The organism is Acinetobacter sp. NS-4 (genome assembly GCF_037402435.1).
GTDB lineage: Bacteria > Pseudomonadota > Gammaproteobacteria > Pseudomonadales > Moraxellaceae > Acinetobacter.
The window spans coordinates 1-25,859 of sequence record NZ_JBBEUE010000025.1 but is presented as its reverse complement, the minus strand read 5'-3'; the positions used below and the strand labels follow the sequence as shown (position 1 = coordinate 25,859).

The following is a 25,859-nucleotide window of genomic DNA, read 5'->3' as shown; positions in this document are numbered from 1 at the left end:
AAATTAAAATTTGGTATTTGCTATGGAAATCACTATTAAGCAATCCAATCATTTAAAATCGATAGCGATTCTGATGATGCTGTTCTTACATCTTTTCAATACATTAGATTATGAGGGGTTATTTACCCCTCTTATTTATATAGGAGAAAAGCCGCTAGTATTTTATCTTTCACTTTTTTCTGATGCTTGTGTTCCTATCTTCGCTTTTGTTTCTGGCTTCGGCTTATATTATAAATATAAGCAAAATAGAGAAAAATATAATCTTAGAAGTAATGTAAAAAGAATTTATTCTTTATATAAGATTTACTGGATTATTTTATTTATCTTCGTTCTAGGTTTAGGGTTATTCATGCAAGTTGATGGCTACCCTGGTGATCTAAGTAAATTTCTTTTAGCTTTCTCAGGTCTTACAGCATCGAGTTACAATGGTGCAGCATGGTTTTTCACCATATATGTTCTATTTGTTATTTTTTCTAAACCAATTTTTCAGATTTTAGATCGGTTTCCTAAAAGTGTTTTTATTAGCTTACTAGCTCTATATTTTGTAGCATTTTATTTTAGGGTTTATAAAGCAGATATTTTTAATAATGCAGTATTGCATTGGTTGCATACTAATCTAGCACTCTTTGGAACTACACTTTTTCAATTTTTATTGGGCGCTTATACTCTTAAATACTCTTGGAAAGAAAAAGTTTCTATTTTTTTTGAAAAAATCCCCCTAAGAAATGTATCGGCTAACATAGGTATAATTGGTCTTATACTTTTTCATGCTTACATTCCCAATTTTATTGTTGCACCGATTACTGGCTTAGGATTTATCTTACTTTTTACACAAATGAATCTGCCCAAATTCATAGAAAATATATTGGATTTTTTAACTCCTCATGCTACGAACATATGGTTAGCACATATGTTCTTTTATTTAATCTTCTTTAGAGATTTTATATATAGCCCTAAATATGTGATACCAATTTTCGTATTACTAGTTATATGTTGTGTAGTCACTTCATATGTTGTTAATTTTATTTTAGGATTTAAATTAAGAATACATAAAGTTAAAGCTATTGATTAACATCACCCAACAAACCACCACCGACCCTGATCTTTAATTAGATCAGGGTTTTTTATTACCAAAATTTAGGGGGCGAAATGTCTGAAACGACAGGGCAAGCAATTGCTGAAGCAAGTGCAGCAGTTACTTCGGTATCAGCAAAAACAGCAGTGGGCGGATCAATAGCCGGATTATCTGGGAAATTTTTAGGGTTAGATCCGGTTACGGCATTGGGTTTAGTTATCGCAATCTCTGGTCTGCTTGTGAGCTTTATGAGTTTTTTAATCAACTGGTACTACAAGCGACAGGAAAATAAACGTGCAGATGAATTGCATCAAATTGCACTAAGAAAGGCGAATGGTGAATGCAATGTCAAAGACTAAATATGTAGTCACACTATTAGCAGCTTCGGCTGCTTTTTTTACGTCTTTAGAAATACATGAGGGTTACTCGGCAAAGCCTTACAAAGATGGTGGAGGGGTAATTACCCAAGGCATTGGCTCAACAGTCAAGCCGAATGGTCAACCAATCAAAATGACCGATCCAGTTATCACACGTAAAACTGCTCAAGAGTGGGCAAAAGCCCATGTATCCAAAGATGAGGTTACTTTCCGTAAATCGCTACAGGGAGTGAAGTTGTCTCAGGTGGAGTACGACACATTTTTAGACTTTTCATACAATTTCGGTGCTGCAAACTGGCGCAATTCATCCATGCTTCGTAATCTAAAACAAGGAAAATATGTCCAGGCTTGCCAGTCACTGTTGAAGTGGAAATATGTGGCCAAACGTGATTGCTCCATCCGATCTAATAACTGTTATGGGGTTTGGAAGCGGCAGGTTGACCGTTATCAAAAATGTATGGGAGTGCAGTAGGTGCCAATACTTTTATGGATTTGGAATAACAAGCGTTGGACTGTGATAATCATTCTTTTGTTGGGCTTATTTTTTCAAGCATGGCAAGCGAATAGTCTGGCAGGTGATTTACGCAAAGCTGAAACCGCATGTGATGTACGTGTGGCCAAAGCAATTAAACCTTATCAAGATTCAATAGTAAAAGCCCAGGAAAAGAAAGCCATCACTGAAAAAGCCTGGTCAGATAAATATATTGAGGTAGAACAAAATGCGATTAAAAAAATACAAGATGCGAATGCTGCCGCTCGTAGTGCTGACTTGGCTGCTAGTGGGCTGTCAAAGCAACTCAGTGAAGCCAACAAACGTCTGTCCACAGCTTCCCATCAAACCATCGTTGAATACACCATTACCAACAATGAGTTACTCGAAGCTTGCACAGCAGAATATCGAAGCATGGCAGAAAAAGCAGATGGCCACGCAATTGATGTCGAAAGATTAAGTAACGTTTGGCCGGAAGAAAAAGCCCTCAAGTGAGGGCTATTATCATATTTATTCATTTTCCCATTGGGTAACTAATCGTTCAAACTCACAATAAATTTTTTGATTATTTCGTTGTTTTCGCAACTCATATATATAGGGCTTCAAAGCATTCCAGTCATTAACAACTGATGTTTTTCTCATTCTTTTATATATACCGCCATCCAAAGCTTCTTCAAATATTCCGCAAGCTAGAAACTCATAGTGATTTAGGTATGCAAAAACAATATCATTTTGAGACTTATTTGCTTTAATATCACAAGCAAGATTCGTTAGATTTACATTCCCCGAATCACGCATTTCAATAAATTTCTTTTTACAGTCTAAATAAGACACATCCACTCTTTCGTGCAAGGCGAGATCAATTGTGGCGCGCTGGCGTGCCTTTTTTTCATTCTGTGTATTTTGAATTTTTAGTGCTTTAACTTGTAGGGCATTAAAAATTAACGCACAAGCAGCGATCAATAAGCTGATTGTTTGTAGAAAATTTGGAAGTGTCATGCCTAGGATCATTACAGGCTCGTTCAATTTTTTACCCCAATAAAAAACAACCCTCACATGAGGGTTGTTTTGTCTAACTTATGGTTAATTAAATCTTAAAGGTCGCAACCCTCGAAGCACTCGACAGCTGCAAATACCACTTTAGCATCTTTCATAATAAACTCCTTTGGGTGTGTGAAATAGATATATTATAATTAAAATTAATTTGCTAGGTATAAAAAATCCTACTAAACTTCTTTAAACCTTTAGCATGTGCCAATATTATTCTAAAGTGAATAATTGGACAAGGGTTTTAGTATTTCTTTTTGTTATGATTAATATACTTAACAATTCATATCACTTCAGTTTTCCACTCCTCTTAATAAAATACCTCAACTCCACACCCCACTCAAAACCACATACTCACTTCCACATCCATGCAAATAATCAAAACAACTATGCCAGACGCTCCAGCCTAAATTTTTATCCCAGGGCTCAGCAAATTTCATGCAGTGCTCAATGTGGAAATATTCGAGTGTTTTCATTATTTCGCCCACCCATCAACCATATTCGCCCAATCCTGCATCATCTTTCTACGGTCATTTAGATACTTTGCATGATTATATGATGCCCTGGTCTTGTTATCATCGGCATGGGCCAGCTGGGCTTCAATCCATTTTTCTTCGTATCCCAGTTCATTTAATAGTGTTGATGCTGTAGCGCGAAAGTCGTGTGCAGAAACATCCTCAAGCCCCAAGTTATCCAGCATCCTGTTTAAAGTCATTTGGTTCAGCATTCCATCGGGTTTATATACCGCAGGGAATACAAACTTCTTATTTCCTGAATTGGCATGCTGAATTTTTAGAATGTTATAGACCTGATCAGACATTGGTAAAATATGAGCTCGGCTTTTCTTCATGGCAGTTTTTGGGAAATTAACTACACGTTCATCAAAATCAACCCATTCCCATTCCATTCTTCGAATTTCAATTGTTCTAAGCATTGTATAGAGCAACATAAATCCGGCATTTTTAACTGTTTCCGCACCGCCATAATTTTCCAGCCTAGTACGTACCTGAATGCGTTCCTCTTTGGTTAATGGCCTGGCATGCGTAACATGTGGACGAGCAACAACATCACGCACAGCATAAGTTGGATCGTTTTCAGCTCTAAGTGTGGCAATGGCATAGCGCATGACAGCACCAATAAACTTTCTGTTTTGAATTGCGGTTACTTCGCCGGTACCACGATTTTTTTGAGACTGAACGCGCTTGATTGTATTTTTAATAATGGTGAGCACATCAGCTGAGGTTACGTTTCTAATATCCTTATTGCCAATAATCGGCAAAATATCCTTTTCAAGTGATACTTGGAATTGTTCAGCATAGCGATCCGACTTAGTTTTTAGTCGCTCTTTTGCATACTCAGCTGCTATCACTTTAAAGGTGTTAGTAATCTTCTCATCTTCAGCCTGCTTGATTTGTTTTCGCTCTTCAACTGGATGAATACCTTTCGCAATTTTGGCTCTCATTTCTTCGCGTAATAGGCGTGCATCTGCAAGACCAATGGCAGGGTATTCACCAAGGCTCATAGATGATTCCTTACCGTTAAATACAAACTTGAAACGCCATACCTTTACACCGGTTGGGCGAACCTCAATGTATAGGCGATCTGCATCTAAAATGCGATAAACCTTATCTTGCGGTTTCAGTGTTTTAATTTTCGCATCGGTTAATTTTATTGTGGCCATAACGGGTAACGGGCGGGTAAGATTTGCATTACCCGTGATATTACCCGTTTTTTATGTGGATTATAAAGAACTAAATGGAACTAATAAGAACTTAATTTATATTTGAATCATTGAATTGTGCAGGGTTTGAGAACCATAAGGAATCAACAGGAATTTTTATCTTTCTTTTCGATCATTAAAAGCATGAGCTAACCTATTGAAATTTGCGCACTTAACTGTGCTCGAATAGTCCAAGAATACTCGCATGATTCGAGTTTTCACTGCATAGTCTTATTTAAACTAAAAGCAGTCAAAACGGCTAAAAAAATGGAGTGCGAATAATCATAGCAAAAAATAAACATTTTCTGCTGAACTATTTCTATGATAATGATTTTAGAGAAATCACTGCGAGTGAATAAGCTGATTTATTTGCATTTTATGGTGAATGAAATTCATTGAAGATTGTTTCAATAATTTGATGCTATTTTTTGAATATGGTAGAGGCTTGATCTGGATTTAAAAGCACTGAATGGTAAATGATTAATATATTTTAGTAATATACTTTCTATAAGTAAGTAAAATGGCTGAATTTGATTTATTGGAATTCCTTCATAAATCATTTTCCACTTACGATAAGTTATTCTTGAGGCCAAAATTAAACATAGATTTTAGCAAGTATTGGAGTCACGAGAGCGGCATGGATGTCACACGTTTTCCATCATTTGGGGCAGTGCTGATTTTAAAAAATCGAATATTTTTTGACTTACGTAAGTTATCTATTGAAGCTTGGCTTCATAAAGGAACATAAATTACTGGACATTAGATTTATATGTTGTCACCAAAATGGCGCAGAGTGTTTCATAATTTTGAAACTTTAAAATAATTAAAGTTTAACAGCTGAAAAAATAAAAAATATATAAATAATAATAAGATATAATTTATTTGTGGTTTAATGGGTTTTTAGCTTAAAAATTAAAATTCTGAAAATATTTATTAATGAAATCATTAATATGACAGAGAAAAAAATTATTAAGTATTTATTTTAAGCGGAACCGATACATATTTAGTCAAATGGCAAGTAAAGCAGGGCTTTTGTTAGAGGTAGAAAATAAATATGCACCAATTTAGTACATTAAAAGCAGCTTTTTAAGTAAAAGCAATTAAGAGTGTTTGAATATGGTGCATTTGCATTTGTACACAGTATAATAGCCTCAAAGCAAAGCGATTAAATCTTCTATTCTGATAAAGAATTCAGTATTTTATCTTTGTTTTTTTAAAGTTGGTATGAGAATTGCTTAACAGATACCAACTACTAACACGCACTTAGCAGGTGCAACAAAAATCATCGGAGCAAAATGAGCATGGCGAACAAGGTCCTTCAACTCATCCAAGAAAGTAGCGCAAAATGGGTCGATTTTCGCTTTACTGATACTAAGGGTAAAGAGCAGCATGTAACTTACCCTGCAGATTCAATCGACGAAGATACATTTGAAGACGGTAAAATGTTTGATGGTTCTTCAATCGCTGGTTGGAAAGGCATTGAAGCATCTGACATGATCTTACGTCCAGATGCAGAAACTGGTTTTGTAGACCCGTTCTTTGCTGAGCCTACAGTTGTTGTGACTTGTGACGTAATCGAGCCATCTACTGGTCAAGGTTATGAACGCGATCCACGCTCAATTGCTCGCCGTGCAGAAGAATACTTAAAATCAACAGGTATCGGTGATACTGCATTCTTCGGTCCAGAACCAGAATTCTTCGTTTTTGACGAAGTGAAATGGGACATCGACATGTCTGGCGCGCGCCACACATTGATCGCTGAAGAAGCTGCTTGGTCTACTGGTAAAGATTACGAAGCTGGTAACTCAGGTCACCGTCCACGTGTTAAAGGCGGTTACTTCCCAGTACCTCCTGTAGATTCTTCACAAGATATGCGTGCTGATATGTGTGCTCGTATTGAAGACATCATGGGCCCAGGTCGTGTAGAAGTACATCACCATGAAGTTGCATCTTGTCAGTTAGAAATTGGTGTAAGCTTCAACACTATGGTTCGTAAAGCGGACGAAGTTCAACAGTTTAAATATGCGGTTTGGAACGTTGCTCACCAATACGCTAAAACTGCGACTTTCATGCCTAAACCAATGGTAGGTGACAACGGTTCTGGTATGCACGTTCACATGTCTATCTCTAAAGATGGCAAGAACTTGTTTGCAGGTGATGAATATGCAGGCCTTTCTGAAATGGCATTGTACTTCATCGGCGGTGTGATCAAACATGCTCGTTCATTGAATGCAATTACTAACCCTTCTACAAACTCGTACAAGCGTTTAGTTCCACATTTCGAAGCACCGATCATGCTTGCTTACTCAGCACGTAACCGTTCTGCTTCTATCCGTATTCCTTACGTTTCTAGCCCTAAAGGCAAACGTATTGAAGCACGTTTCCCAGATCCAATGATGAACCCATACTTAGGTTTCGCTGCATTGTTGATGGCTGGCCTTGACGGTATCCAAAACAAGATCCACCCAGGTGAAGCTGCAGACAAAAACTTGTATGATCTTCCTCCTGAAGAAGAAGCTAAAATCCCTACAGTGGCTCATAGCCTAGATATGGCGCTTGAAGCTCTTGCAGCTGATCATGATTACCTTCTTAAAGGTGGCGTGTTCACTAAAGAAATGCTTGATGCGTATATCGAACTTAAAACTGAAGAAGTACGTCGTCTTAATACGACTACTCACCCAGTTGAATTTGATATGTACTACAGCTTGTAATTCATATTCGAATTTAAGTTCAAGAAAAACCCGCGCTTGTCGCGGGTTTTTTGTATGATGGGGTGAAAATTTACAAGAGTCATCACTTTATGGCAAAGCCACGTAAAAAACAGACCAGCTTTTATCCTTGGATTGATCCACTTGATCACGACAAGGGATTTAAAATGAATTTCTCGACTGTGGAATACATGGAAGTGGGTCGTACAGTTGAAGGTTATAAGCAAGCAGAGTTTATAGGGCTTAAAAATCCTGAATTGGCTTTGGATTATACTTATCCTGAATCATTTTATTTAAGTGCTGAAGGCATGATTTTAATCAAGACTCCGCAGGGGAAATTTGAAGTGATAGCCAAGACAGACAACTGTTAAATCAAGATTTTGTTTTAAATTGAATGATGATAAGTAAACTCAAGTCTTCTGAATATCATTTAAACTGTGTATAAACTTCCACATTTTCAAGAGCTTTAACGTTATGCGTGAACCGCGTGCATACGCAAATCAAAATTCAATCATTTTACCTGTATTAAAGCCGTGGTTATATGCTTCAGGTTCACTGACACAGCAATTAACCGATTTTGCGGGTGGGGTATTCAAGGTTCAGCCCATTGAAGAGCATTATCAGCGGCTTCTGCGTGCAGATGCGCAATGGATGAATATGCCACATCAGCATACTTCGTGGGTGCGTGAAAGCTATCTATATGGCTGTGAAGATGCACCGTGGGTCAAAGCCAAAAGTATCTTTCCAATTTTAAGTTTGCAATCCCGGGCACGCATCTTTCAGCATATTGGTAAAAAACCAATCGGATGGTTTCTATTTCAACGCACCAATCCGGTTTGTCAGCGGCGGGTAATTTTACTTGAAGATGGCTGGACACGACAAAGTTGCTATACTTGGCATGGTTGTAAATTCATTGTGCAGGAAACTTTTTTGCCTGCATTTGAACGCTTTATTCAACAAAAAATTAAACAGTAACCTGGTTAAGGAATGTCATGGCAACTGCGCATCAAATTACCTGGCGTGAACGTCTGGAAGCTTATTATTATCTCTGCCGTTTTGATAAGCCGATTGGCACAGAACTGGTGTTCTGGCCGACCATGTGGGCACTTTGGGTGGCTAATCAGGGAATTCCAGGCATCGGGATTTTAATTCCCATGATACTAGGTACCATTTTTATGCGTGCTGCAGGTTGTGCCATTAATGACTTTGCTGACCGAAAAGTGGATGCGCACGTAGAAAGAACAAAAAACCGTCCTTTGGCTACTGGTGTGATCAGTGCCAAAGAAGCCATTTATGTGTTTTTGCTACTTGTCGCTGCCAGTGCCTGTATGCTGTTTTTCTTGCCTATTGAAACGTTCTACTGGTCATTTGGGGCGCTGTTCCTGGCATTTATCTATCCCTTTATGAAGCGCTACACCAACTTGCCACAAGTCTTTCTAGGCGCGGCATTTTCCTGGTCCATTCCGATGGCTTATACCGCAGTGGGACAGACACCGGATTTAAGCTGCTGGCTTTTGTACTTTGGCAATCTGGCATGGACAGTGGCGTATGACACCCAGTATGCGATTACCGACCGTGAATATGATTTAAAGATCGGGGTAAAATCGACGGCCATTTTATTTGGCAAATATGACATTGAAATCATTTCCTTATTGCAAGTCATCAGCCTTATATTGATTGGTACGGCGCTGTATCTAGAAAATCTGTTGATGCCATTCGGTTTAATCGCGTTGTTATGCGTGGCAGCCGATTTTATCTATCAGTGGAGCAAAACCCATGACCGTGATCCGCAGCGCTGTTTCTGGGCATTTCGGCATAATCGCTGGGTGGGCGTCATGATTTTTGTTGGAATTTTCCTCGCTTTGCTTTAGCGATCATTTGAAGTAAAAATCGTCAAAAAAAGTATCCTCACGGATATTGCTGTCCTGTAGTTGAAGTCCAGTTGTTAGATTCGCGAGTGTGGCAGGGATGCCACACATTCCCCATCCTTGCGCTGCATTTTAAAGCAATGCTTAAAACTGGCTCAGGATGTCGTGTATGGGGAATATAGACTTTTGCCTACTTTTGGTCTGTCAAAAGTAGGGTTCAGCTTACACAAAGCCACTTAAACTTTTAAAGAAAAGACAAGGCCATGAAAAAAATAAATATCAAACACTTAGAAGTAATAAGTCATCATGTTAATACAGTGCTGAAATAAAATTCAAATTATGAGATAGCACTCTCCATATGGATACTTTTTTATTGTCGGCAGATGTTTCCATCATTCTTCCAACTGAATTTGCATCTTCAATTCCTGCGTAATCAACTGTAATGCTGCATTTTTTGAGTTTTTTCTAAAACTGGCATACAGCTGCAAGGTAGGAAGCTCAAATTCGGTCGCCACCACCTGCACATGATCGCCTAGAAATTTCAACAGATATTCCGGAACGAAACTAAAGCCCATGCCCATATTGATCATGTTGATATGTTGCAGGACATTGGTCACCCAAAGCATCTGATGATGCTGTAGATATTTAAGCTGTAATTGCTGATTGATCTTTTCATAGAACACCGGTGAGGCACTTTGCTCGCACATGATGATGTTCTGTTTGCTCAAGTATTCACGACTGATTTGATGTTTGGAAGGATGTAATTTTACTGCTGCAACGACATAGATTTTTTCAGTCAGTAGGCACAGGTTTTCATAATCATCATGCTGAATGGCGTAACGGGTAAAGGCCAGATCCAGTTCAGCATTTTTTAGACGCTGAATCTGTTCAAGACAGGTCAGGCTTTGCACATGAATGTGCAGATCCGGAATTTGCTGCTTGAGTTTGTCTAGAATTAACGGCATGACCTTCAGTTCTGCCACATTTAAAAAGCCAATATAAATCTGGTTATTTTTATTGTAGGCGACCTGACGTGCAGCAGAGATAGCTAGCTGGGCATTTTCCAGTGCATTCTGTGCATAAGGTAAAAAGGCTTCACCTTCATCGGTCAGACAGATTTTTTTAGAGGAGCGATCAAATAGTAATACTCCAACTTCTTCTTCCAGATCTTTAATCTGCTGGCTTAATGAGGGTTGGGCAGTAAACATCTTTTCAGCAGCTTTGGTGAAGCTGCCTTGCTGGGCCACACTGACAAAATATCTTAAATGACGTAATTCCATAACTGACCGCACGTTTAAACCCGATTGCGCAGCTTCATCCTATGCTGATACTGCGAATACGATTATGAAATGTAACAGACTTAGAAGCTATGCAACCATAGTTTAAGCCTATGGGTGTTCTGTAAAATAAGGATGTTGCATACACTGAGATCAGACAGCTGAAGGGTAGCATGGAAAAGGAGTATGTGATGTCTGAGCAATTTGATGCGGATGTGCTGGTGGTAGGAACAGGTCCTGCTGGGTCAACCTTGGGACTGGCATTGGCCAATTATGGCATTAAAGTCCAGCTTTTTACCCAGTTTAGCTGGCTGGCCAACAGTCCACGTGCACATATTACCAATCAGCGTGCCATGGAAGTGTTGCGCGATCTCGGCGTAGAAGAACAGGTCAAGCAGATTGCCACGCCTTGGGAACAGATGGGAGAAAGCCTGATTACTACTAGTCTGGTCGGGGAAGAAATAGCCCGTCTTAGCGCCTGGGGTACTGGGGATGAGCGACATGGCGATTATGTCAAAGGCAGTCCATGTCCGCTGGTAGATTTGATCCAGCCTAAAATGGAAGCATTGTTAGCAAAGAATGCCGCCGAACGCGGTGCGATTTATAACTTTAATACCGAATATCTGTCTCATACTCAGGATGAACACGGTGTGACGGCAACTTTTCTAAACCGGATTACCAATACCGAGTTTAGCTTGCGGGCCAAATATCTGGTGGGTATGGATGGTGCACGTTCTAAAATTGTCGAGCAGTTAAATCTGCCGCTGGAAGGCGTCATGGCACGTGCTGGTACAGTGTATGTGACCTTCAAGGCGGATTTAAGCCAATATGTGCAGCATCGTCCGGCGATCCTGCAATGGATTGTCAATCCCGAAGCCAGCTTTGGTGATTTGGGGATGGGGCTGTTGCGTGCCATTACGCCATGGAATGAGTGGATTATGGGTTGGGGCTTTGATATTTCCAAAGGTGAGCCGCAGGTGACTGAAGCACAGGTACGTGAGCGCCTGAATGCTTTTGTCGGGGCGGAAGTTCAGGATGTAGAAATTGAAAAACTGTCTTACTGGTATGTAAATCAGACCTGGGCCACAGAATATTCGGTAGGGCGGGTATTTTGTGGTGGTGATGCCGTGCATCGTCATCCACCTTCTAGTGGTCTGGGGTCAAATACCTGCATGCAGGACGCATTCAACCTGGCCTGGAAACTGGCCTATGCGGTGAAAGGCTGGGCCAAAGAAAGCCTGCTGGATTCTTATACGGTCGAACGTGCACCTGTAGGCAAGCAGATAGTCGCCCGTGCCAATCAATCTCGTTTTGACTATAAGCATCTCAAAGAAGTCTTTGGTTTTGATCATGGTGTAACGACACAGGCAGAGATGTTACAGCGAATTTTTGCTGAAGATGATACTGGTGCCGAGATTCGTCAAAAATTATTCAAGGCCCTGGAAATTAAACATTTCGAATTTAATGCTCAAGGGGTAGAGCTGAATCAGCGTTATGATTCAAATGCGATGATTGCCGAGGTGACAGCGGAAACCTTTGCCCAAGATCCACAGCTTTACTTGCAGGCAACGACACGCCCGGGTGCAAAACTGCCACATACCTGGCTGATTGATGCCAAAGGACAGAAGCAATCAACCTTGGATATCGTGGGACACGGCCGTTTTAGCTTGTTGACCGGACTGTCCGGTACAGGCTGGAAAAATGCGGTGCATGCCTTGAACTTGCCTTATCTGGATGTGATTCAGATTGGTTCCCGGGAATATCGTGATGTTTATGGAACATGGAACCAGAAATCTGAAATTCATGAAGCGGGGGCTGTACTGGTGCGTCCGGATGGTTATGTGGCTTGGCGAATGCAAGACAAACCGGAAGCTGACTTTGATTATCAAGCAGCCTTACGAGAGGTACTGTTAAAAATTCAGCTTACTGTTTGACTTTGATGGGTTTTGACTGGGAAAAAGCCGGTTTCGACCGGCTTTTTTTATAAGAATCTAAAAAACTAGGCTGATAAGTGGTTGAGACAGTTTAGGGTTTTGTTATATTGGACGGTAAATTTAGTGTGTAAATAAACTGACAGGTATTGATTATGTCGCAATCAGGGTCGAAGCCGAATCCCAAAAAGATGATCATTCTGATGAGCCTTGGGCTACTTATTCCGATTTTTCTTGTCTCTATGGCCTATCTGGCAGTCAGTAGCGATGAGAAAAACCAGCAGAAATATAAGCAGCAACAGGCTGAAATGCTGGAACGGATCAAAGCCCGTGAGGCGGCAGAAAGGTCCGCTTCTGAGGCGACTGTAGAATCTTCTACTTCTACCCAGCAAGGCAATAAATAATTCATCGTTACATTGAGCTTGTTGTATTGAATTTGGAGCCACCGCATCATACGGTGGCTTTTTTATGGCGAGCACAGATTAATTTAGAATATCTTTTTTTAAACTGTGGACACTGGGGATATCGGTATAGCGATAGACCTGATAGCCGGCTTCATGCAGCATGGCATCGCGTTCGGCATCTTCCTGCTCTTTGCCTATATGGCTTGGATCATCCAGTTCAATAATAGCGACTACCTCAAGTTTTTGATTGAGCAAAACGAAGTCGGTGACTTTGCGATTAAACTTGTTACGGATTTTAAAGTTATTGTTGGTGATGAGAGCGCTAAAAGCCACTTGAGCCAGAAGATGGTGTTGGGGGAAGGTTTCTTTGAGACGAATAAACATCTTGCTTTCGAAAGGCGTGATTACGCGTTTGGGAAAGAATTTTTGCCGTGGCTTGAACAGTTGCTGAAAAACAAGGGTCAGCAAGGCTAGGCTGGCAATACAACCAATAAGGAAAAAAGTGAATTGACTTGAATCGAACACAGCACAATCTTGATATAAGAAAAAACCCACTCAGTTGAGTGGGTTTTTAGAATCTGGCTCTCCAACCTGGGCTCGAACCAGGGACCTGCGGATTAACAGTCCGTCGCTCTACCGACTGAGCTATTGGAGAATCTGGTACGCATTCTATGTATCTCAGCGTACAGGGTCAAGGGCTGAGGGTTAAAAAAACCATGAAAATGAATTGAATGTTTTAAAAATAAACTTATTACTGATTATTTAAGTGCTTTTATTAGGTTTATATAATTTTCTTTGCTTTGTAAGGGCTCTGCAGCACGGCATTCATTGATCAATTTCATCAGCTCGGCTTGGCTGAGCTCAGGCTTGAGCTGTTGTTGAATGTGTTTTAAAACATCTGGGTTCTTTTGCGATAAGTTACGGGTGCAATGAAATAAGCGTTCATACATGAGCGCGGAAGCCTGCTTTTTATTTTCAGAATTTTGACTGCATTGAAAAACGGCGAACATGACAACAATCAAAATAATCCAAAAAATGAGAGATTTTAACCAGGTTGCATTCATAGAATTTTATTAAAGTCTTTTTATTAGAATGAACATAACTAAATTTTAATCGGCGAACAATAGATAGGTGAATGGTCAACAATTTGGAGGCTGGTAGTTAAGCCAAAAGTTTAAAAAAGTATGGGTTATATAAGAAGCGAAGCGAAATTTAACCAATAAAAAAAGCCCACTTCATCATGAGTGGGCTTTTTAGAATCTTGGCTCTTCCACCTGGGCTCGAACCAGGGACCTGCGGATTAACAGTCCGTCGCTCTACCGACTGAGCTATGGAAGAATAGATGGCTCTCCAACCTGGGCTCGAACCAGGGACCTGCGGATTAACAGTCCGTCGCTCTACCGACTGAGCTATTGGAGAATCTGAAGCGCATTTTAGGGATGAAAACTCAAGTCGTCAACCAGATAATGTAAAGAAATGAATCATTTGCTTTATTAATATTCGTTTAGGATGCAAAAGCAAAAAAATCACCCATAAAGGGTGATTTTTTAAACGGAAAAATAAAATAATTTCAAATCTTATTTTTCAACGCCAGCACCTTGACCTGCAAGTTTAGCGTTAGCGTAGTCCCAGTTTACCAAGCTTTCTAGGAAAGTTTTGATGTAAGCAGGACGTGCATTACGGTAGTCGATATAGTAAGCATGTTCCCAAACGTCAATAGTCAACACAGCAACTTTACCGTGAGCAAGTGGAGTATCAGCATTTGAAGTTTTAAGAATAGATAAGTTGCCATTTACTTGGTCAGCAACCAACCAAGCCCAACCTGAACCGAATTGAGTTGTTGCTGCAGCAGCAAATTCTTCAGCAAATTTTTCGTAAGAACCGAAAGCTTCATCAATTTTAGCAGCTAAAGCACCAGTCGCTTTACCGCCACCGTTTTTAGCCATACAGTTCCAGTAGAATGTATGGTTCCAAACTTGAGCAGCATTGTTGAATACGCCAGCTTTAGCAGCATCACCAGCAGTTGCAGTGATGATTTCTTCTAAAGTTTTACCTTCAAGGTCTGTGCCTTTGATCAGGTTATTCAAGTTTACAACGTAAGTGTTGTGGTGCTTGTCGTGATGGTATTCTAAAGTTTCTTTGCTGATGTGCGGAGCAAGATCTTCATAACCGTATGGAAGTGCCGGTAAAGTAATCGTTGTCATGTTTTCAATTCCTTGCATTTTGCTGGGTTTTAACATTAAGTGGCTTTATTGTAATAGATTCTTGAGGGAAATTGCGCATTGCTTATAAATAACAATACAGAATAAAGCCTGAATTTATACGTATAAAGAAAATGTAAAACCGCTCATGTTGAATTAAATCGGATTGTTTAATTCGAAGTAACTATACTCAATATCAAACTGTTCTGAAATAGCTTTTGCCAGCCTTTGCACACCATAACGCTCGGTTGCATGATGTCCGCAGGCATAATAATGCACATTCAATTCCTTGGCTTCATAAAACGTCCGTTCACTGACTTCACCGGAAATATAGGCATCACAGTTTTGCTCCGCCGCTTTGCCAATAAAATCTTGCGCGCCACCGGTACAGAAACCGATTTTCTGGATTGTTTTTTTATCCGCAGCAAGATGAATGGCATTAAAACCTAAACATTCCGATATATACTGCTTAAAGTCTTCGGCAGACATGGGCTGTTTTAAATAACCAATATTGCCAATCGGGTTGCGCTCGCCAGGATCTAAAGCTTCAATCTGTTCAAGTTCTAAAATGTCAGCAATGGCAGCGTTATTGCCTAAAGCAGGATGTGAATCTAAGGGCAGGTGATAGCCTACCAAAGAGATATCATGTTGAATTAAGCTTTTAATGCGTTTGCCGCGCATACCCGTAATTGGGTAGGGTTCACCTTTCCAGAAATAGCCATGATGAACCAAGAGCAAGTCCGCACCTTGTGCAATGGCTGCGTCAATCGCATCTTGTGATGCAGTCACCGCACACAAAATTTTATTGACCTCGGGTTTGCCTTCAATTTGCAAACCATTTGGTGCATAGTCTTTAAATTCGTGTGATTTCAGGGTCTGATCACACCACTGAATAATCTCGTTGAGCTTTGCCATAAATGTCCCGGAAGCCTAAATATTTAATCTCATCAAACCATATTTTAAATTGTAACTAAAGCATCACAAAACTCTTGAATTATTTTTATGTTTCCATCTCTATTTCATTTTACAATGACACATAAATTACTTAGTCATCAACGAATTAAAATATTGTTAGAGGAAATTAACGTGCGTCGCACCTTTTCGTGGTTACCTTGGGTTTTACTCATTTTGGTTACTCTCGGTTTTCTAGTATGGCAGCAAAATCAAAAGCCCAAAGCACCTGTTGCGGCTGATGGTATAAAAATGCCTGTGGAAAAAGTAGAGCCATTAGTCAATACCAACCGAACAGGTGGAGTCAGTTCTTATAGTGCAGCAGTGAAAGTTGCAGCACCTGCCGTGGTGAATATTTTTACTACTCAGAAAGTGAATAAGGCTGAGCATCCGCTGTTAAATGATCCTGCATTTCGTGAGTTTTTTGGTGATCAGGTTCCAGAACAATTTGGTCAGGAACCAAATGAAAATAGCCTGGGTTCAGGAGTTATTGTTCGTGCAGATGGTTATATCTTAACCAATAATCACGTAATTGCTCAGGCTGAACAAATTGTGGTGGGATTGAATGATGGACGTCGTGCAGTTGCAAAAGTGATTGGCACAGATCCGGATTCAGATCTTGCTGTGATTAAGATCGAGCTGGATAAGCTTCCGGTGCTACCTTTTAAATTGAGTGGAAATGAAGTCGGGGATGTGGTGCTTGCGATTGGTAACCCGTTTGGTGTGGGACAAACCGTAACCCAAGGGATTATTTCTGCAACCAACCGTTCGGATTTGGGTATCAATACCTATGAAGACTTTATTCAGACCGATGCAGCCATTAATCCGGGTAACTCTGGTGGTGCATTGATTGATGTAGCGGGTAATCTGATTGGTGTAAATACCGCTATTTTCTCTCAATCCGGTGGTTCGCTCGGGATTGGTTTTGCCATTCCAGCCAAGGTTTGCCAGCAAATCCTGAATTCAATTTTGAAAGATGGTCGTGTGGTTCGTGGCTGGCTGGGTATTAGCCTGATGCCGGTGCAACAGGAAAACATTCTTGAGCCTAAGCAAAATGGTGTGGTGGTTGCAGACGTGTTGCCCAATGGTCCGGCTGCAAAAGCGGGTATTCACAAAGGTGACAAGATTATTCAGGTCAATGGTGAACTCATTACTTCAGCTTCTCACCTGATTAATTATGTCGCGTTGCAAGCCCCGAATAGCCGCATTAACGTTGAAGTGGTACGTGATGAGAAACCATTAACGCTGAATGTGGTGGTGACCGAACGTAAAGCACAGAATAATAATTCACAATATATTCCTTTACCTCAGCAATAAGGCAATCTTTAGATTGATCAATATTGAGATGGGGTAAATAGATAAAAAGCGCATTTCGATGCGCTTTTTTATTGGGTGATTTTCATGGTTATTAAAGCAGAGTTACAAATAATCAAGGCAAAAAAAAGCCCGCTTTAGTGCTGCGGGCTTTTTCGTATTTGGCTCTCCAACCTGGGCTCGAACCAGGGACCTGCGGATTAACAGTCCGTCGCTCTACCGACTGAGCTATTGGAGAATCTGCATGCGATTATAAGGAGATTTTGCAGGGGGTCAAGCTAAAAGTGTCATGATTCCTTAATTTTTCTACCGTATGCTTTTTATTTAAACAACTAAATTGAAAATGTTAAAAAAACTTGCACAGCCAAAATGGGCTTGTTAGATTAAATTCATAACAGAGCGTTTGAATGAAAGTTCAAACAGTGTGGATTTAAACCAACTTGCCAGCACTAAAATGGCTAAACAGGAGAAAGCGAATGCATACGCTGACCATTGCCGAAATTTTTTCAAATTTATCTTTTTATCAAGACAATTACCTTTCAATTATTCACGATCCAGAGCGCTATCAAACAGCCGTAGAGGATGCTTATATTCAGGTCTGGCCTGTGGGCACTCAGGCTTTATATCTGGGCGATTTATTGCAGTTGTGGTTTAGTGATAAATGGTTAATCGATTCACCCTGTCAATTGCTCCTGGACAGCTATTCCAAGGGACGTAAGCAGTCCTTGCAGCGTGAGCATGACCTGTATTTGTATCAATTAAATGGTAGTGCTTTATCGGGACGCAATAACTCTAAAGTCTGGTCTGTTTCAGAACAGAAGAAACTCTCGGTTTCTCTGGATAGCGTATTTAAGTATTTATGTATCTATAAGGGAACTTCGCGTCCGGAAGTGTCTTTATCAGCACTCACAAAATCGTTTAAATCAGCCGTTTAATTATGCATAAACAATCATGCATTAGCATAAGAGCTTAGGAAATGACTTAAGCTCTCTCAGCATCATTCAATACTCATTGAATGATCAGGATGTGCTATGGACGGATAATCATGCAAGTTGCAGTGGCATGAGCATAAAGTTTGCCATCTTCATCGACAATTTGCCCTTCAGAAATACCCAGGTTCTTACTGATATTAATGATCGTGCCAATTGCGAGGAGTTCTTTGTTCTGCGGAATTGGACGGCACATTTTTACATTTAAATCGATTGTGCCGTAGCCAATGCCTGCTTCCAGCATGGAAAAAACTGCACATCCGGTAACTGAGTCTAAGACTGTGGCGGCAAACCCGCCGTGCACGCCGCCAAGCGGGTTTAAATGGCGCTGATCCGCTTTGACTTTAAAATGCACTTCACCCAGTTCAACTTTTTCAGTCAGCATGGGAATGGTTTCGCTCATTGAAGGTGCTGGAAGTGTTCCGGCGCACATTGCTTGCATAATTTCTAAGCCAGACATTTGTTGAGGATTCATTCTGTTCGTCCTTAATTTGAATTAGGTTCCTTTTTGGAACTTAAAACCAATTAATCAAAAAACAGACTGAACGTCAACGCGTGTAAATGGAACGCTCAGTCCATTCCATAGGATTTGAATTTGCGCTTATAAGATAGATTGATTTATTTAGTAGCTATAAGACAGATAAGTTTTATCAAAGCTGTCAAATTGCTGCAGAATTTTCATGGCGATTTCCTCGCCTGTGGCCCAAGTGGTGACTGATGTTTTTGGGTTAACATCAATAATGTCTAGATTCAGACAGAGGGTCTGCGGGCTTTCAATAATAATAAACTGAGGCGAGCGGGACTTTAAGCACTTGGCAATATAGCGTTTAATATTTTCTTTTTGATATACATCAATAATTTTATAGCGCATGTGCTGCCCTCGATTGTCTATCTGCATTATTTGAACGTATTTTAAAGTTTAAATGAAACTTTTTACAAAGGTATTAAAAAGTTAAATGTATCAAGAAAGTATTTTATTAGATTTGAACAGTAAGAAATCATGCAGCTTAAGCGTCGATTTTAAGTGCTTAGTGAGCTGAATGTTGCTGTGCTATTTTAAGCTGGCTAATCTATGAATTGAATAAGCATAAGTAGAAAAGCCTTATGGATTTCATAAGCGGAATTCGCTATATCTAAGCGATGCTGTTGAATAGGGACGCTCAACCATGTTGCTTAAAATCATGATTGCCATGCTGGCTTTTGCTGCGAATTCGGTTTTATGTCGTCTGGCGCTGGCAGAACAGCAGATTGATCCCATGAGTTTTAGCCTGATTCGGGTATGCAGCGGTGCAGCTATTTTGTTGCTGCTCTATATGCTTTCTGGGTATAAAGCCAAAATAAGATGGAATATTAAAAACGGATTTTTTCTAGCGCTGTATATCATTGCTTTTTCATTGGCTTATTTGCATATTGATGCAGGTGTAGGGGCATTACTGTTATTCGGCACAGTCCAGTTAAGCATGGTTGGCTATGGCTTGTGCCATGGTGAAAAAATCAATATGCGACGTGGTGTTGGATTGAGCGTTGCAATTATCGGTATTTTAATTCTTTTACTTCCTGGCGCCTCGGCACCTCATTTAGGTTATGCCGCGATAATGGTGCTTTCGGGAATAGGCTGGGCGATGTACAGCATTGCAGGCAAGAATATGCAAAGTCCGTTGGCAAGTACCTTGGCAAATTTTGTGATGGCTATTCCTTTTGTCTTGCTGGCTTATGCTGTGTTTTACACGAAAAGCTTTGTACAGCCTCAAGGTGTACTTTTAGCAATACTGTCGGGTGGTTTGGCCTCTAGTGGTGCTTATGTACTGTGGTATAGCATTGTGAAGCAGATTGACCGTGTGACGGCCAGCAGTGTACAGCTGTCTGTGCCGTGTTTAGCTATTTTAGGTGGTGTGCTGTTTATTGGTGAGAATTTAAGCTGGAGAATTATTATTTCTGCGGTGATTGTTTTGGTGGGAATTGCGCTGGTTGTTTGTGATAAGTCTGTGTCAAATTCAGCGTTTAAAGTGGAATCATAATTGAGAATTTTAGCTATTTTTTAGTGTTGTTTATAATTCTTTATATCTGAAAATATAAAAAACCCGCTTCAAGAGCGGGTTTTTCTCATCAAACTTATTGCTAAGTCAGATTATTTTTCAGCAGCAATTGAAGCAATCGCAGCGTCAACGCCTTCGATTGAATCAGCAGCTTTCTTGATACGAGCAAGCGCATCTACAAGTACTTCGTCAGCAGTTGCATAAGAAATACGCATGTAGCCGCCTAGACCGAATGCATCACCAGGAACAACGGCAACACCAGTTTCTTCCAATAACCATGCAGAGAATTCTGTGCAAGATTTTAAGCCTTTCGCATGAATCAATGGACGGATGTTTGCGTATGCATAGAATGCACCATCAGCAGGTAAGCAAGTAATACCTTTAATGTCGTTCAAGCCTTTTACAACTAAATCGTGACGACGTTTGAAAGCTTCAATCATTGGCTCAAGAACGTCTTGAGGACCATTCAATGCAGCTTCAGCAGCAACTTGTGAAATAGAAGTTGGGTTTGAAGTTGATTGAGACTGGATTTTCTTCATTGCGCCAATCAATTTAGCAGGACCCGCTGCATAGCCGATACGCCAGCCAGTCATTGCATAAGCTTTAGACACACCGTTAAGCACAATTACGCGGTCGTAAAGGTCTGGAGCAACAGTAGCGATGTTATAGAATTCGTCGTCCCAACGGATTGGTTCGTACATGTCATCAGAAGCAACAAGTACTTCTGGGTATTTACGAAGCACTTCAGCCAAAGCTTCTAATTCAGCTTTAGTGTAGATCATGCCAGTCGGGTTAGATGGGCTGTTTAATACCACTAAACGAGTTTTGTCAGTGATCGCAGCTTCTAATTGAGCAGGTGTGATTTTGAAACGTTGTTCTTCACCACATTTAACAACTACAGGAACACCTTCAGCAATGATCACCATGTCTGGATAGCTTACCCAGTATGGTGCAGGGATGATGACTTCATCACCTTTGTTTAACAAAGCAAGTGCCAGGTTAAAGAAGGATTGTTTACCACCGCAAGAAACCAGGATTTGGTTTGCTGCATAGTCAAGATTATTGTCGCGTTTAAATTTCGCGATAATCGCTTTTTTAAGACCTGGAGTACCGTCAACAGCGGTATATTTAGTAAAACCGTTGTTAATAGCAGTAATTGCTGCATCTTTGATGTGTTGTGGGGTGTCAAAATCTGGTTCACCTGCGCCCAAACCAATTACGTTTTTACCAGCAGCTTTAAGTTCAGCAGCTTTATTGGTAACAGCAAGTGTAGGGGACGGTTTGATGGCATTTACACGATCAGAGAGACGTACGTCCACGGCAGTATTCCTTCTTATAGGGATTAAAAAATAAAAAGCACACTATCTTAGCCTAAATTGCGCCAAAAAGGGGAGAGAGAATCAGCGATATCTGAAAAAAGTGTGGTGCTTTGGTTAAAGACTATTTGAATGATAATAAAAAATCGAACGGTTTATTAGCTTGGTAGATCGAGAAAATAATATTTTAAATGAATGAGATAAATATTGTATAGAGCACGGTCACACTGCAATCCGAGAATATTATGAAGGAATTGCAGTGTTTTACTGGCTTCAATGATCAAATTGAATCATTAATAGGCATAATTTAAATCGGTGTAATCATTAAGTGATTTTTGCAAATGGCTATTGATAAACTCATGCACATCAGCAGTCGTCATTGGTTGACCCTGTTTGGTAATGACATGTTCAATAGGCTGCTGACCTTGGGCTGTAATGGTATAAACAAAATTACGCGTCACTTTGAAACCTGCTTCTTCTTTGAGGATGCAAGTCACATAACGATAGCTATGCTCAAAGTTTAAATCGGTATGTGAAAATACAAACTGATCGAATAATTTCATACTTTGACCGTTTGCCAAGGCCTTGAGCTCATCCACAATGCTAGCACTAAATTTCATGCCATAGCGTTCAGAGATTGGTTTCTGGTCAATTAACAGTGATACAGATTCATCATCATTCTGGGTGACGGTGACATTACTAAAATTGGACATGAACATCTCTGAGGTAAATTGCGAAGCTGTTCAGTATGGTGGAAATGACTGAAAAATCAATTCAGAGCTGTATGGATTTTGGACAAAATATCTCAAGATTAAAATTTAAAAACATTAGGGTCTGTTGACAATTCTTCTATGTTTGCGACTGCGCGTATTTTTTAGATGATACTAGGCGTGAAATACAAAATTTAGTCATTCTAAATGCGTAGTTCACAACGACGTAGCATCAAAAAATACGCTAGTCCCAGCTGCGCCTTGCGCTGCAAACAAAGCAGTGCTTTGTTCTTGCTCAAGTTGTGGCTAAAATTATCTCAGACTTCGTTATGAAATTTAAAAATGGAACCACCATTCTTTGCATTTCATTCTTGCGACGTATACGTCTCATGCTCAATTTTAGCCTACAACGCAAGCCATTTATGAAATGTCAATAGACCCTACTTAGAAGAATTAAAAAGAGAATCAAAATAAAAAAGGCTACATCAGATGTAGCCTTTTGAATGTTTATTTATAGTCAAGATGCCAAGCAGAATTAAACATTAAAACGAGACAAGTCTTCTTCAGGACGGGCAGTCAATACTTCAACACCGGTTTTAGTCACTAAAAGGGTATGTTCATATTGTGCTGACAAGCTGTGGTCTTTGGTCACCACCGTCCATTTGTCACCTAAAATTTTGGTTTTCCAGTCGCCACCGTTTACCATCGGTTCAATGGTAAAGGTCATGCCTTCTTCAAGCACCATGCCGGTATTCGGTTGACCATAATGCAGAACTTGCGGTTCGTCATGGAATACAGTGCCAATACCATGACCGCAATATTCACGTACGACGCCAAAGCGTTCTGATTCAACATATTTCTGGATGGCATTGCCAATATCACCAATGGTCGAACCTGGTTTTACCGTCGCAATACCGAGGTACATGGCTTCTTGCGCCACTTTGCATAAACGATCGGCAAGAATTGAAGTTTCACCGCCGACGATATACATCATATTGGTGTCGCCGTGATAGCCATCTTTAATCACAGTCACATCAATATTTAAGATGTCGCCTTTTTTCAGGATTTTGCTTGCAGATGGAATACCGTGACAGACCACGTGGTTGACTGAAGTACAAATCACATGCTGGAACGCCGGGCGACCAGGCGCTGCACCATAGCCCAAGCAGGCAGGAATGGCATCCTGTTTATTGACAATATAATCGTGACAAATGGTATCCAGTTTCAGGGTAGATACACCCGGTTTGATATGCGGTTTGATCATATCCAAAACTTCTGCCGCCAGTCGACCCGCCACACGCATTTTTTCAATTTCTTCAGGTGTTTTGATTAAACGGCGGGGAGCTTCGTAAGTACTGTTCATGATCTTTAAAAACTTTTGGAAATTTGTGTGTGACTATGGTATAAATAGCCGCCCATTTTATCAAATGCTTTTTCGTGAATAAATTTTCACGGGCTTTGTGCGATGGGGCAATAAAATCCGCACATATATCGACACATTTCTCTGGGTGCCTGCAAAGGTGGAGAATGCGGATATATGGAGGCCTAACCCAAACTTTAAGGTAAAGAAAATGGCAGATTACAACGTAAGCATGCGCGACCTTCTTCAAGCAGGCGCTCACTTCGGTCACCAAACTCGTTTCTGGAACCCAAAGATGCGCGAATACATCTTTGGTGCGCGTAACAAAATTCACATCATCAACCTTGAGCACACTGTTCCTGCGTTAAATGATGCTTTGAACTTTGTTAACAATCTTGCAAGCAAAAAGAACAAAGTATTGTTTGTTGGTACTAAACGTGCTGCTTCTAACATCATTCGTGAACAAGCTCAACGCGCTGGTCAACCATATGTAGACCACCGCTGGTTAGGTGGTATGTTGACGAACTGGAAAACACTTCGCCAATCTATCAACCGTTTAAAAGATCTTCAAACTCAATCTACTGACGGTACTTTCGCTAAACTTACTAAACGTGAAGCTTTAGAACGTACTCGTGAAATGGAAAAACTTGAACGTGCTTTAGGCGGCGTTAAAAACATGGGTGGTTTACCTGACGCATTATTCGTAATTGACGTTGACCACGAATCAATCGCGATTAAAGAAGCTAAAAACCTTGGTATTCCTGTAATCGGTATCGTTGATACAAACTCTAACCCAGACAACGTAGATTACGTTATTCCTGGTAATGACGATGCGATCCGTGCGGTTACACTTTACGCTTCTGCTATGGCTGATGCTATCCTTGCTGGTAAAGAGTACGCTCAATCACAAGCAAATGCTCAAGCTAAAGGCGAAGAAGCTGCTAAAGAAGCTCCAGAGGCTTAATGCGTTTTGACGCAGAATTGTCATTTTTGCGACATGTAATCGTGGCAAATTAAGCGTCAAGCAAGCAAAACGGCCCAGAGAACACTTTGGGCCGTTTTTGTTGAACAGATTCATTTTCTACCGTATTTAGGAGAATAACATGACTGCAGTTACTGCGAGCATGGTAAAAGAATTGCGTGACCGTACTGGCCTAGCAATGATGGAATGTAAAAAAGCATTAACAGAAGCGGACGGTGATATCGAATTAGCGATTGATAACCTTCGTAAATCTGGTCAAGCAAAAGCAGCTAAAAAAGCTGGTAACATTGCTGCTGACGGTGCAATCACTATCGTTCAAGAAGGCAACAAAGCGATTCTTGTAGAAGTAAACTGCCAAACTGACTTCGTTGCTAAAGACGAAAACTTTGCTGGTTTCTCTGCTAAAGTTGCTGCTGCTGCTCTTGCTGCAAATGAAACTGACGCTGCTAAAATTGCTGAATTGAAACTTGAAGATGGTTCTACTGTTGAAGAAGCGCGTATTGCTCTTGTTCAAAAAATCGGTGAAAACATCCAAGTACGTCGTGCGAAAATTGTTGAAGGCGAAAACCTTGCAGTTTATAAACACGGTTTAAAAATCGGTGTTGTTGTATCTTACAACGGTGATGCTGCGACTGGTAAAGGTATTGCAATGCACGTTGCTGCGTTCAACCCGGTTGCTGTAAATGCTGAAGGCGTATCTGCTGATCTTATCGCTAAAGAAAAAGAAATTGCTGAAGCGAAAGCATTAGAATCTGGTAAACCAGCTAACATCGTTGAAAAAATGGTGACTGGTTCAGTTGAAAAATACTTGAATGAAGTTGTGCTTGAGCGTCAAATGTACGTAATCGACAACGACAAGAAAGTTGCTGATGTTCTTAAATCAACAGCTACTACAGTTGTTGAATTCGTTCGCTTCGAAGTAGGTGAAGGTATTGAGAAAAAAGCTGAACTTTCTTTCGCTGAAGAAGTTGCTGCTGCTCAAGCTGCTGCAAAATAATCTCTGATTATTTGCAAAAAAAGCCCTCTAACGAGGGCTTTTTTTATGCCTTAGATTAGCATTTGAAGTGCAACACCATGTTCTTGGAATAATACCTGACTCGGAA

28 protein-coding genes and 4 tRNA genes are annotated in these 25,859 nt (G+C 40.4%); 16 read left to right on the top strand and 16 right to left on the bottom strand.

Features of this window, described 5'->3' with window-relative positions:
- Positions 1-22 precede the first annotated feature (22 nt).
- The 4 genes from WAE57_RS14975 (at position 23) to WAE57_RS14960 (ending at position 2,437) form a co-directional block, all read left to right on the top strand.
- Positions 23-1,072: an acyltransferase gene (locus WAE57_RS14975; RefSeq protein ID WP_337711179.1), complete on the top strand. Its 1,050-nt coding sequence runs from the start codon at positions 23-25 to the stop codon at positions 1,070-1,072.
- A 77-nt stretch (positions 1,073-1,149) separates the two neighbouring features.
- Entirely contained in the window at positions 1,150-1,434 is a 285-nt protein-coding gene (locus WAE57_RS14970) for a holin (RefSeq protein WP_337711178.1), read from the top strand.
- A complete protein-coding gene (locus tag WAE57_RS14965) occupies positions 1,421-1,924 on the top strand; it encodes a lysozyme (RefSeq protein WP_337711177.1) in 504 nt (167 codons plus the stop codon). Before WAE57_RS14970 ends, WAE57_RS14965 begins: the two co-directional genes overlap by 14 nt.
- A 42-nt stretch (positions 1,925-1,966) precedes the next feature.
- The gene (locus tag WAE57_RS14960; protein ID WP_337711176.1) at positions 1,967-2,437 is read left to right on the top strand and encodes a hypothetical protein; all 471 of its coding nucleotides are present in this window, start codon (positions 1,967-1,969) and stop codon (positions 2,435-2,437) included.
- A gap of 15 nt (positions 2,438-2,452) precedes the next feature.
- Here the strand turns inward: WAE57_RS14960 and WAE57_RS14955 are convergent, their stop codons facing one another.
- Together WAE57_RS14955 and WAE57_RS14950 are read right to left on the bottom strand one after the other, a co-directional pair.
- Positions 2,453-2,941, bottom strand: coding sequence for a DUF4760 domain-containing protein (locus WAE57_RS14955; RefSeq protein WP_165541304.1), 489 nt, complete (start codon positions 2,939-2,941; stop codon positions 2,453-2,455).
- Between the two features lie 523 nt (positions 2,942-3,464).
- Positions 3,465-4,670, bottom strand: a complete 1,206-nt coding sequence (locus WAE57_RS14950; protein WP_337711175.1) for an integrase arm-type DNA-binding domain-containing protein — start codon at positions 4,668-4,670, stop codon at positions 3,465-3,467.
- 559 nt (positions 4,671-5,229) lie between these two features.
- Here WAE57_RS14950 and WAE57_RS14945 point away from each other — a divergent pair.
- From WAE57_RS14945 to ubiA, 5 genes are all read left to right on the top strand, one after another.
- The gene (locus tag WAE57_RS14945) at positions 5,230-5,457 is read left to right on the top strand and encodes a hypothetical protein (RefSeq protein WP_337711174.1); all 228 of its coding nucleotides are present in this window, start codon (positions 5,230-5,232) and stop codon (positions 5,455-5,457) included.
- Positions 5,458-6,004: 547 nt separating this feature from the next.
- Positions 6,005-7,420 carry a type I glutamate--ammonia ligase gene (glnA, locus tag WAE57_RS14940; RefSeq protein ID WP_171264001.1) on the top strand — a complete coding sequence of 472 codons (1,416 nt, stop codon included), beginning with the start codon at positions 6,005-6,007 and terminating at the stop codon, positions 7,418-7,420.
- Between the two features lie 89 nt (positions 7,421-7,509).
- Positions 7,510-7,788 carry a hypothetical protein gene (locus WAE57_RS14935; RefSeq protein ID WP_237787938.1) on the top strand — a complete coding sequence of 93 codons (279 nt, stop codon included), beginning with the start codon at positions 7,510-7,512 and terminating at the stop codon, positions 7,786-7,788.
- Between the two features lie 103 nt (positions 7,789-7,891).
- On the top strand, positions 7,892-8,392 hold the full coding sequence (locus WAE57_RS14930) for a chorismate lyase (RefSeq protein WP_237787937.1): 501 nt from the start codon (positions 7,892-7,894) through the stop codon (positions 8,390-8,392).
- A 17-nt stretch (positions 8,393-8,409) separates the two neighbouring features.
- Complete coding sequence (ubiA, locus tag WAE57_RS14925) at positions 8,410-9,288, top strand: 4-hydroxybenzoate octaprenyltransferase (protein WP_337711173.1); 879 nt, start codon at positions 8,410-8,412, stop codon at positions 9,286-9,288.
- Between the two features lie 389 nt (positions 9,289-9,677).
- On the opposite strand, the gene WAE57_RS14920 is transcribed toward ubiA, so the two are convergent.
- On the bottom strand, positions 9,678-10,565 hold the full coding sequence (locus WAE57_RS14920; protein ID WP_337711172.1) for a LysR family transcriptional regulator: 888 nt from the start codon (positions 10,563-10,565) through the stop codon (positions 9,678-9,680).
- Positions 10,566-10,753: 188 nt separating this feature from the next.
- Between WAE57_RS14920 and WAE57_RS14915 the strand changes: the two genes are divergently transcribed.
- Together WAE57_RS14915 and WAE57_RS14910 are read left to right on the top strand one after the other, a co-directional pair.
- Positions 10,754-12,496, top strand: coding sequence for an FAD-dependent monooxygenase (locus tag WAE57_RS14915; RefSeq protein ID WP_337711171.1), 1,743 nt, complete (start codon positions 10,754-10,756; stop codon positions 12,494-12,496).
- 152 nt (positions 12,497-12,648) lie between these two features.
- Positions 12,649-12,897: a hypothetical protein gene (locus WAE57_RS14910; RefSeq protein WP_337711170.1), complete on the top strand. Its 249-nt coding sequence runs from the start codon at positions 12,649-12,651 to the stop codon at positions 12,895-12,897.
- 78 nt (positions 12,898-12,975) lie between these two features.
- On the opposite strand, the gene WAE57_RS14905 is transcribed toward WAE57_RS14910, so the two are convergent.
- The 7 genes from WAE57_RS14905 to WAE57_RS14875 form a co-directional block, all read right to left on the bottom strand.
- On the bottom strand, positions 12,976-13,422 hold the full coding sequence (locus WAE57_RS14905; protein WP_237787932.1) for a DUF2726 domain-containing protein: 447 nt from the start codon (positions 13,420-13,422) through the stop codon (positions 12,976-12,978).
- A 54-nt stretch (positions 13,423-13,476) separates the two neighbouring features.
- Positions 13,477-13,552 (bottom strand) — tRNA-Asn (locus WAE57_RS14900).
- 103 nt (positions 13,553-13,655) lie between these two features.
- Positions 13,656-13,907 carry a hypothetical protein gene (locus tag WAE57_RS14895; protein WP_337711169.1) on the bottom strand — a complete coding sequence of 84 codons (252 nt, stop codon included), beginning with the start codon at positions 13,905-13,907 and terminating at the stop codon, positions 13,656-13,658.
- A 252-nt stretch (positions 13,908-14,159) separates the two neighbouring features.
- Positions 14,160-14,235: transfer RNA gene (locus WAE57_RS14890), tRNA-Asn, on the bottom strand.
- A 5-nt stretch (positions 14,236-14,240) separates the two neighbouring features.
- Positions 14,241-14,316 (bottom strand) — tRNA-Asn (locus tag WAE57_RS14885).
- Between the two features lie 158 nt (positions 14,317-14,474).
- Positions 14,475-15,101, bottom strand: coding sequence for a superoxide dismutase (locus WAE57_RS14880; protein WP_337711168.1), 627 nt, complete (start codon positions 15,099-15,101; stop codon positions 14,475-14,477).
- Positions 15,102-15,254: 153 nt separating this feature from the next.
- The gene (locus tag WAE57_RS14875; RefSeq protein ID WP_237787930.1) at positions 15,255-16,013 is read right to left on the bottom strand and encodes a Nif3-like dinuclear metal center hexameric protein; all 759 of its coding nucleotides are present in this window, start codon (positions 16,011-16,013) and stop codon (positions 15,255-15,257) included.
- A gap of 171 nt (positions 16,014-16,184) precedes the next feature.
- On the opposite strand from WAE57_RS14875, the gene WAE57_RS14870 reads away from it, so the two are divergent.
- Positions 16,185-17,366 (top strand): trypsin-like peptidase domain-containing protein, encoded by a 1,182-nt coding sequence (locus WAE57_RS14870; RefSeq protein ID WP_237787929.1) that lies wholly within the window; start codon positions 16,185-16,187, stop codon positions 17,364-17,366.
- Positions 17,367-17,525: 159 nt separating this feature from the next.
- On the opposite strand, the gene WAE57_RS14865 is transcribed toward WAE57_RS14870, so the two are convergent.
- A tRNA-Asn gene (locus WAE57_RS14865) sits at positions 17,526-17,601 on the bottom strand.
- A gap of 238 nt (positions 17,602-17,839) precedes the next feature.
- Here WAE57_RS14865 and WAE57_RS14860 point away from each other — a divergent pair.
- Positions 17,840-18,298: a hypothetical protein gene (locus tag WAE57_RS14860; protein WP_337711167.1), complete on the top strand. Its 459-nt coding sequence runs from the start codon at positions 17,840-17,842 to the stop codon at positions 18,296-18,298.
- Positions 18,299-18,392: 94 nt separating this feature from the next.
- On the opposite strand, the gene WAE57_RS14855 is transcribed toward WAE57_RS14860, so the two are convergent.
- Entirely contained in the window at positions 18,393-18,827 is a 435-nt protein-coding gene (locus WAE57_RS14855) for a PaaI family thioesterase (RefSeq protein ID WP_337711166.1), read from the bottom strand.
- A gap of 147 nt (positions 18,828-18,974) precedes the next feature.
- Positions 18,975-19,223, bottom strand: a complete 249-nt coding sequence (locus WAE57_RS14850) for a hypothetical protein (RefSeq protein ID WP_337711165.1) — start codon at positions 19,221-19,223, stop codon at positions 18,975-18,977.
- Between the two features lie 295 nt (positions 19,224-19,518).
- On the opposite strand from WAE57_RS14850, the gene WAE57_RS14845 reads away from it, so the two are divergent.
- Positions 19,519-20,370, top strand: coding sequence for a DMT family transporter (locus WAE57_RS14845; protein ID WP_337711164.1), 852 nt, complete (start codon positions 19,519-19,521; stop codon positions 20,368-20,370).
- Between the two features lie 110 nt (positions 20,371-20,480).
- On the opposite strand, the gene WAE57_RS14840 is transcribed toward WAE57_RS14845, so the two are convergent.
- The 3 genes from WAE57_RS14840 to map all read right to left on the bottom strand — a co-directional run bounded on the left by WAE57_RS14840 (position 20,481) and on the right by map (position 23,777).
- Positions 20,481-21,707, bottom strand: a complete 1,227-nt coding sequence (locus WAE57_RS14840; protein ID WP_337711163.1) for a pyridoxal phosphate-dependent aminotransferase — start codon at positions 21,705-21,707, stop codon at positions 20,481-20,483.
- A gap of 290 nt (positions 21,708-21,997) precedes the next feature.
- Positions 21,998-22,417 carry a hypothetical protein gene (locus WAE57_RS14835; protein ID WP_337711162.1) on the bottom strand — a complete coding sequence of 140 codons (420 nt, stop codon included), beginning with the start codon at positions 22,415-22,417 and terminating at the stop codon, positions 21,998-22,000.
- 532 nt (positions 22,418-22,949) lie between these two features.
- Positions 22,950-23,777, bottom strand: a complete 828-nt coding sequence (gene map / locus WAE57_RS14830) for a type I methionyl aminopeptidase (protein WP_337711161.1) — start codon at positions 23,775-23,777, stop codon at positions 22,950-22,952.
- 208 nt (positions 23,778-23,985) lie between these two features.
- On the opposite strand from map, the gene rpsB reads away from it, so the two are divergent.
- Both rpsB and tsf read left to right on the top strand, forming a co-directional pair.
- Positions 23,986-24,738: a 30S ribosomal protein S2 gene (rpsB, locus tag WAE57_RS14825; RefSeq protein ID WP_086175302.1), complete on the top strand. Its 753-nt coding sequence runs from the start codon at positions 23,986-23,988 to the stop codon at positions 24,736-24,738.
- 139 nt (positions 24,739-24,877) lie between these two features.
- Complete coding sequence (tsf, locus tag WAE57_RS14820) at positions 24,878-25,753, top strand: translation elongation factor Ts (protein ID WP_086175303.1); 876 nt, start codon at positions 24,878-24,880, stop codon at positions 25,751-25,753.
- The last annotated feature ends 106 nt before the right edge of the window (positions 25,754-25,859 follow it).